Below are 7,568 nucleotides of genomic sequence, written 5' to 3'. Positions count from 1 at the left end.
CGCGACCCTCGGGTGGGTGTCCTGGCACAACACGCAACGCCTCCACGGCTACCTCGGCGACGTCCCACCCGCCGAGTTCGAGGACACGTTCTATGCTGTCGAAGCCGGCCGCGAACAGCTGGTCGGAATCAAATAGCGCGAGTCTCCATCAGACCCAGGGCGCTTCAGGGGACGCTTCGGACAGGGCTTCGCTCAGCAGGCCGGCAGGGTCGAGAATATGAGGAGCGGTCATCGTGATGACTCCATTCGAGGGTGCTGTGAGAGGTTCACTCGAAGGATCACACGGTGGCCGCGTCCACGTCTGAGACGACGTGCCCGACCACCGGGCGCTACACCACTATGCGGGACTCAACTCACGACTCACGAGCTTGGGTGTTCAGCTGGATCTGGGTCATCGAGCCACGGCCGCATCTTCGAACGCGAACAGGTCGCGCATCTGAACACCGAGGAAGTCAGCGACCAGCTCGAGCTCCGAGAAGGAAAAATCCCGGTGGCCATTCATGCGGGCGGACATTGCGGCGCGTCCGAGGCCGAGAGCCTCGCCCAGGTCGGACAGTGTCTTGTCGGCAAGGGCGAGGCGTGACCTGATCTGCAGGGTGAGTTGCTTCTGTTTCGTCATGGAACCAGTGTCGTCACAGTGGAACACCCCGTCAAGGCAGATGTTTCCGCGGCGGAACGATCTGTGCTCGTTTCGTGGACGTTCATGCCCCCCGCGGATACGCTGGGGACATGACGAACACAAGGGATACGAGTGCTGACGACCTCCGAGGAACCGTTGGGGGTGAGGTTCGCGCGTGGCTTGGCCGACGCAACCTGAGTCAGAGCGATCTGGCGCGACACCTGGGGATCGCGCGAGGGGCCGTGAACCTTCGGATCACTGGAAAGCGCGACTTCACGCTGGTGGAGTTGGCTGATACCGCGGCATGGCTAGGCATCACGCTCGCCGAGCTTCTCGGCCCGGAGATTCTCGAGACACGACGAAGCCCCCACACCGAACTGGTCGGTGCAGGGGCTTCTGATGGGCTCCTCCGGCTGGACTCGAACCAGCAACCCTTCGATTAACAGTCGAATGCTCTGCCAATTGAGCTACGGAGGAATGCGTCTCGGGCGATCCAGCCGCCCGAGCAACGGAGGAAACACTACCAGACCCGATGGGTCTGCACCACCCGAGCGCCGCCTCCGCCTCCTCGTCTGAGGCCGCCGGGCGCGACGCCGCCTTCGATGTGATCGACGCCGAGAGCAACGGGGTCGTCGAGATCGACTGAACGGCGCGCCACTGATCGGTACGCCACCGATCCGCGCCGTCGCCGCCACGGCGACCACGGGACCCCGTCACGCCTCGACGTGGCGGGGTCCCGCGCTGCCCGTGGCCCCTCAGTCGTCGGCGCGCAGGGCCCGTCGCCGGGCCTCGAGTTCCATGAGCTCGCTGTTGAGGCGCATGAACTCGGCCGGATCGCCCTGCGGGCCCAGACGCTGCAGCTGACCCAGCAGCTCCTCCTTGCGGTGCACGATCTGGAGGGCGAAGAGGCGGTTCATGATGTCCCGGCAGTAGCGGTCCACGTCCGCCTCGGTGCGGGCGGGCAGGTCCCGGACCGCCAGCTCGGAGACGACGCCGCCCACCTCCTCGGGGACCGCGTCCCGCACGGCGTCCACCCAGCGCGCGGGCGTGGCGCCGGAGGAGCCCGCCGCCATGACGCCCCGGTGCACGGCCGCGAACTGCGGCACGGTGAAGCGCGCCTCGTACAGCGCCGTCCACTGCTCGGCGGAGAGCAGTGTGGGGTGCTGCAGCACCACCTCGAGCGACTCGCGCTCGCGCCGGGCCACCGGATCGCGCGGGTCCACGCGCACGAGCAGCGGCTCCACGGGGACCTGCGGGGCCTCGCCCGACGCCGGGTCCGCCGACGTGGGGGTGGCCGAGGTGGGGTTCGCCGACATCGAGGCGGCGGGCGTCGCCTGCTCTCCCCGTTCGCCGCGCTCGGAGCGTGGGGTGGAGCGCGCCGCGGCGGCGACGGCCCGGTGCACCGCGTTCGGATCGAGCCCGAGCCAGCCCGCGAGCTCGCGCTCATACCCGGGGCGCAGCACGGAGTCCTTGATGCCGGCCACGATGGGCGCGGCATGGCGCAGGGCGCCGGCGCGGCCCTCCACGGTGTCCAGATCGTAGTCCTTCAGACCGGCGCGGATGGCGAACTCGAAGAGCGGGCGGCGGGAGGCGATGAGCGCGCGCACGGCCTCGTCGCCCTTCTGCTGACGCAGGTCGCAGGGGTCCATGCCGTTCGGCTCCACCGCCACGAAGGTCTTGGCGAGGAAGCGGTGGTCCTCGTCGAACGCCTTGAGCGCGGCCTTCTGTCCGGCCTCGTCCCCGTCGAAGGTGAAGATCACCTCGCCGCCCGTGCCATCGTCCGAGATCAGCCGGCGCGCCACCTTGATGTGGTCCGCGCCGAACGCGGTGCCGCACGTGGCCACGGCCGTCCCGACGCCCGCCAGGTGCGCGGCCATGACGTCCGTGTAGCCCTCCACGAGCACGAGCTGGCGCTCCTTCGCGATGGCCCGCTTCGCCAGGTCGATGCCGTAGAGCACCTGCGACTTCTTGTAGAGCTGCGTCTCCGGGGTGTTGAGGTACTTGGGGCCCTGGTCGTCCTCGTAGAGCTTGCGCGCGCCGAAGCCGATGGTCGCGCCCGTCATGTCCCGGATGGGCCACAGCAGGCGGCCACGGAAGCGGTCATAGAGGCCGCGCTGGCCCTCCGAGAACAGGCCAGTGGCCCGCAGCTCGTCGTCGCGGAAGCCGCGCTGGCGCAGGTGGTCCAGGAGCGTGGACCAGCCCTGGGGCGCGTAGCCGTTGGCGAAGCGCTCGGCGTGCTCCTGGGTGAAGCCGCGGCCGGTGAGGAAGTCCCGCGCGGTCTGGGCCTCCTTCGAGCCGAGGGCGCGCCGGTAGAACTCGTCCGCGATCTTGTTGGCCTCGAGCAGGCGCTGGCGTCTGCCCACCTCGGCGCGGTCAGGACCGGCGCCGTCCTCGTAGTGCAGCTCGACGCCCACCCGCGCGGCCAGGCGCTCGACCGTCTCGGTGAACGTGGTGTGCTCCTGCGCCATGAGGAACGCGATGACGTCCCCGTGCTCGCCGCACCCGAAGCAGTGGTAGGTCCCGACGCCGGGGCGCACGTGGAAGGACGGGGTCCGCTCGTCGTGGAACGGGCACAGGCCCTTGTAGGAGCCGACGCCTGCCGAGCGCAGCGTGACGAACTCCTCCACGACGGCCTTCAGATCGGCGCGCTCGCGGACGAGGTCGATGTCCTTGCGCACGATCAGTCCGGCCATGCGGACCATTCTAGGGAGGCGGCGACGCGCTCAGCCCCGGGCGGACGCGCGGGTGGGGACGGGAGACGAGGCCGCGCTGGCGGTGCAGGAGCCGCGTCGGCCTCAGGCGTCCGCCAGGCCGGCGCGCTGGGCGGCGGCGTCCAGGGAGGCGACGTCGGCCGGCACCACCATCGTGGTGTCCTGCGGCTGGAGCACGGCGGTGACGGGTCCGTCCGTGCCCGGGCCCAGGACGCCCGTCACGGTGGTGGCGTACCAGACGCCCTCGTCGTCGCCCGGGGTGAGGAACCAGAGGTAGTCCTCGTCCGGGGCCGCGAGGGCGTCCCCCGCCATCGTGCGCCCCACCCGCACGTGGACGTCCACGCGCACCTGGCCCGCGGCCGAGCCCTTGAGGACCTGCCCCACGTCCACCATCAGTGTCGTGGCACCCTCGAAGCCATCGGCGCGTTCGCGGACCGCGGCGACGGTCCCGCACACCACCAGCTCCGACCGTTCCGCCAGGTCCACGAGGGAGCCGGCGGGTTCGACCTCCTCGGCGATGACCAACTCCGCGGGCCGCCAGAACTCGAGCGCCGTCGCGGAGACCCCCGGGACGCTCTCCGCGGTCTCGCGCACGTCGGGCTCGCGCACCTCCGCGCCGCGCTCGGTGGGCAGCGCCGCCTCGGACGGGATGGGCTCCGCGGCACACCCGGCCCCGGCCAGCATGGCGACGGCCGCCAGCGCCGCGAAGCCGCTGCGGCGCTGCCGACGGAGAGGCGAGGAGTGCGAGAGGGCCATGCCCCACCCTAGGCAGACGCCACGCATGAGGTCGATCACGGCGAGGGCACGGTTCAGACACGATCGACGCGGGTGGGGCTCCTACAGTGGTCCCCATGCCCACCCCGCCTCGGCCCCCCGCGTCCGCGCCGCTGCACGTCGCCACCCGGGTCCTGGACGCGGGCGCCCTCACGGGGCTCGGGCACACCGCCGCGAGCGCGGCCGGCGCCGTCGCCGAGCACGCCGTCGTGCGCGGCGCCCCCTCGTTCTGGCTCGACTCCGCCCTGCCGGACGCGGGCGAGGCGCGCTGGAGCATCGTGGGCGACGCCGTCGACGTCCTGGGCGAGGACGCCGCCGACGGCTCCCCCGAGGCCGTCCCCTCGCCGGGGCCGCGCGTGCTCCGCCGGCCGGACCCCCGCGACGCCGAGGCAGCCTGGGCTGAGCTGGCCGCGGCGTCGGCCCCGCGCCCCGTGGTGGGCGGCGAGGGCCTCCCCCTGCGCGGCGGGCACGTCGGGTTCCTCGGCTACGAGCTCGGCCTGGCCGACCTGGGCGTCGCGCCCCCACCGCGCGCTCCGGCGGACCCGGCGCCGCTGCCCGCGCTGTTCTGGCTGCGTCCCAGCCGGTACGCGGTCGTGGACCATCACGACGGCTCGCTCACCTGCTGCGTCGTCTCCCTGGACGCGGCCGCGGCGGAGCGGGGCGTCGAGGCGTGGGCGGCCCGCGTGCGCGACGCCCTCACCGTCCCCCGGGCGCACGCGGCACCGGCCGGGGACGGCGGGCGCGCGCCGTCGTCGTCGGGGGTGGCGGGGGCAGCCGGAGGGGCCCAGGTGGCAGGGACCTGGCGCGCGGACCGTGCCGCCTACACCGCGCTCATGGAGCGGTGCCACCGTGCCCTGCGCGAGGGCGAGTCCTACGAGCTGTGCCTGACCACCCGCTTCGACGTGGACCCGGCCGTGCGCGTGGACCCGCTCGTCCTGTTCCGGGACCTCGCGGCGCACCACCCCACCCCGTACGCGGCGCTGATCGAGCACGGCGCCGGCCCGGACCGCTGGGCCGTGGTCTCCGCCTCCCCCGAGCGCTTCCTCTCCGGCCGGGACGGGAGGTACAGCACCAAGCCGATCAAGGGCACCGCGGCCCGGCACGCGGATCCGGCCGAGGACGCCGACGCGGCCCGCGCGCTCGCCGCCGACCCCAAGACGCGCGCCGAGAACCTCATGATCGTGGACCTGCTGCGCAACGACCTCACGCGTGTGTGCGTGCCCGGCTCCGTGCAGGTGCCCTCGCTCATGGCGGTCGAGTCGTACGCGTCCGTGCACCAGCTGGTCTCCACCGTCACGGGCCGTGCCCTCCCGGGGCTGACCGCCGTGGACGTGGCCCGCTCCCTCTTCCCCGGCGGGTCCATGACGGGCGCGCCGAAGCGGCGCACGGTCGAGCTGCTGGCGCAGTGGGAGGGGGCGCCGCGCGGGGTCTATTCGGGGGCGCTCGGGCTGCTCAGCGCGGACGGGGCGTGCGAGCTGAGCATCGTGATCCGCACGGCGGTCCTCGCCCCGGGAGCCGACGACGACGCGACCGGAGGCTCAGGCCGCTGGTCGATCGGCGCGGGCGGGGCGATCGTCGCCGACTCGGACGCCGACGCGGAGTACGACGAGGTGCTGCTCAAGGCGGGGGCGCTGCGCCGGGCGTTCGCACGGGTGACCGGCAGCGGGGACGCGCGCCCCTCGTAGGCTGGGCTCATGAGCGACCAGACCTCCGCCCCGCTCGACTCCCCCGACCTCGACGCCGTCCGCCGCCTGATCCGCGCCGCCGAGCGCCCCGTGGTGCTCACCGGCGCGGGCATGAGCGCCGAGTCCGGCGTGCCGACCTTCCGCGACGCGCAGACCGGCCTGTGGGAGCGCTTCTCCCCCGAGGCGCTCGCCACGGAGGAGGCGTTCCTCGCCGATCCCGCGCTGGTGTGGTCCTGGTACCGCTGGCGCGCCCGCATGGTCCGGGCCGTCGCCCCGAACGCGGGGCACGCGGCCGTCGCGGCCTGGCAGGAGCGGGTGCCTGCGCTCGAGGTCGTCACGCAGAACGTGGACGATCTCCATGAGCGCGCCGGCTCCCGCGTGCTCTCGCACCTGCACGGCTCCCTGTTCGCGTTCCGATGCGCGGAGTGCGGCGCGCCCGCGGACGTGGACCCCGGCGCCGCCGACGACGGCGCGGCGGGCTCCGAGGCCGACCTCGAGGCGATGCTGGGGCACCATCCGCCGCCGTGCACGGTGTGCGGCGATGGGCTCGTCCGGCCGGGGATCGTGTGGTTCGGCGAGATGCTCCCCGCCGACGCATGGGACCGCGCCTATGCCGCGCTCGAGGCGTGCGATCTGGCCGTCGTGATCGGCACCTCGGGCGTCGTGCAGCCGGCGGCGTCCCTGCCGTTCGTCGCGCTGGGGGCCGGCGCCGCCGTCGTGGAGATCAACCCGGACCTCACGGAGCTGTCCCCCGCGGTGACCCACCGCCTGGCCGGCCCGGCAGGGGTGATCCTGCCCGCGCTGCTCAGCTGATCGGGGCCTGCCCGAGCACGCCGGGCCGCAGCACACAGGGCCGCGTCCACAGGTAGCGCTGCCGGTGCAGCTCCCGCGCCGTCGCGGAGAACCGTCCCGCGCCCCGCAGCAGGGGGCCGGGCACGGCGAGCATCCCCCGCAGCGGCACACCGGCCGTCGTCGCCGCCTGGTGGGCCTCGGCGCGCAGGCTGCGCGCCGGCGGCGTCGGGGCGTGCAGCACCGCGTCCCCGGACGGGGCCAGGTCCTCGGCGTGCTCCGCGCAGCGCAGCAGGGCGGCGGCCAGGTCCGGCAGCCGTGTCAGCGAGTGCGGCTGGTCCGGGTCGCCGAACACCACCGCACGCCGGCCGGCGGCGGCGCGATCCAGGACGAGGGCCTGCACGCTGGTGGCGGCCGCGGTGGGCCCGATGAAGTCGGAGGCAACCACGGACAGGGTCCGGGCCGGGTGCTCTCGACGCGCGGCCAGCAGCTCGGCGCGCACCTGACCCAGCGGAGAGCACGGGCTGACCGCTCGGCCCTCATGGAGGTCCTCGGCCTGATGCCCCCAGGCGTAGACGGACTCCGGGAACACGACGGGGATCTCACGCTCGGCGGCCGCGTCCATGACGGCCCGCTCCCGCGGCGGAAGCTCGCGGCGCCACACCTCGGTGGAGTAGGCGGCATGGATCAGGTGGAAGACCACGTCGGCACCGTCCAATGCCTGCCGCAGCAGAGCCGGGTCGCCGACGTCGCCGGTGAGCAGGGTGAGCGCGCCGCGCTGACCGGCCGGAGACAGCCGTGCGGCGTCCTCGTCCGTCCAGGCGCGGCGGCGGACGATGCTGACGGAGTGGCCAGCGGAGAGCAACAGGGGGACGAGGGCGGAGCTGATCTGACCGGCACCGAAGACGGCGGCATGCATGGGGACTCCCGGGACGACGGCGAAGACGCGCACCCCACGAGCCGGGAGTGAGCACCGCTCACCAGTGAGTG

The 7,568-nt window shown here is 73.5% G+C and carries 6 protein-coding genes, 1 tRNA gene and 1 pseudogene; 3 read left to right on the top strand and 5 right to left on the bottom strand.

Going from position 1 to position 7,568, the window contains the following annotated elements:
• Positions 1-136: pseudogene (locus KZX60_RS10485) on the top strand (IS3 family transposase); the annotation flags it as partial.
• Between the two features lie 255 nt (positions 137-391).
• Here KZX60_RS10485 and KZX60_RS10480 read toward each other — a convergent pair.
• The 4 genes from KZX60_RS10480 to KZX60_RS10465 form a co-directional block, all read right to left on the bottom strand.
• On the bottom strand, positions 392-619 hold the full coding sequence (locus KZX60_RS10480) for a helix-turn-helix transcriptional regulator (protein WP_248118217.1): 228 nt from the start codon (positions 617-619) through the stop codon (positions 392-394).
• Positions 620-1,023: 404 nt separating this feature from the next.
• Positions 1,024-1,096, bottom strand: a tRNA-Asn gene (locus tag KZX60_RS10475).
• Positions 1,097-1,374: 278 nt separating this feature from the next.
• The gene (gene dnaG, locus KZX60_RS10470) at positions 1,375-3,312 is read right to left on the bottom strand and encodes a DNA primase (RefSeq protein ID WP_248118215.1); all 1,938 of its coding nucleotides are present in this window, start codon (positions 3,310-3,312) and stop codon (positions 1,375-1,377) included.
• A gap of 102 nt (positions 3,313-3,414) precedes the next feature.
• Positions 3,415-4,086 (bottom strand): hypothetical protein, encoded by a 672-nt coding sequence (locus KZX60_RS10465; RefSeq protein WP_248118213.1) that lies wholly within the window; start codon positions 4,084-4,086, stop codon positions 3,415-3,417.
• Between the two features lie 95 nt (positions 4,087-4,181).
• On the opposite strand from KZX60_RS10465, the gene KZX60_RS10460 reads away from it, so the two are divergent.
• Together KZX60_RS10460 and KZX60_RS10455 are read left to right on the top strand one after the other, a co-directional pair.
• On the top strand, positions 4,182-5,789 hold the full coding sequence (locus KZX60_RS10460; protein WP_248118210.1) for an anthranilate synthase component I family protein: 1,608 nt from the start codon (positions 4,182-4,184) through the stop codon (positions 5,787-5,789).
• Positions 5,790-5,798: 9 nt separating this feature from the next.
• Complete coding sequence (locus KZX60_RS10455) at positions 5,799-6,602, top strand: NAD-dependent deacylase (RefSeq protein ID WP_248118208.1); 804 nt, start codon at positions 5,799-5,801, stop codon at positions 6,600-6,602.
• Here KZX60_RS10455 and KZX60_RS10450 read toward each other — a convergent pair.
• Positions 6,595-7,497 carry an NAD-dependent epimerase/dehydratase family protein gene (locus KZX60_RS10450; RefSeq protein WP_248118207.1) on the bottom strand — a complete coding sequence of 301 codons (903 nt, stop codon included), beginning with the start codon at positions 7,495-7,497 and terminating at the stop codon, positions 6,595-6,597. The genes KZX60_RS10455 and KZX60_RS10450 overlap by 8 nt on opposite strands.
• Between the last annotated feature and the right edge of the window lie 71 nt (positions 7,498-7,568).

Source organism: Micrococcus sp. EYE_212 (assembly GCF_023147585.1).
GTDB lineage: Bacteria > Actinomycetota > Actinomycetes > Actinomycetales > Micrococcaceae > Micrococcus.
Note: the sequence above shows the minus strand (reverse complement) of the source record. Positions and strands in the feature narration are given on the sequence as shown.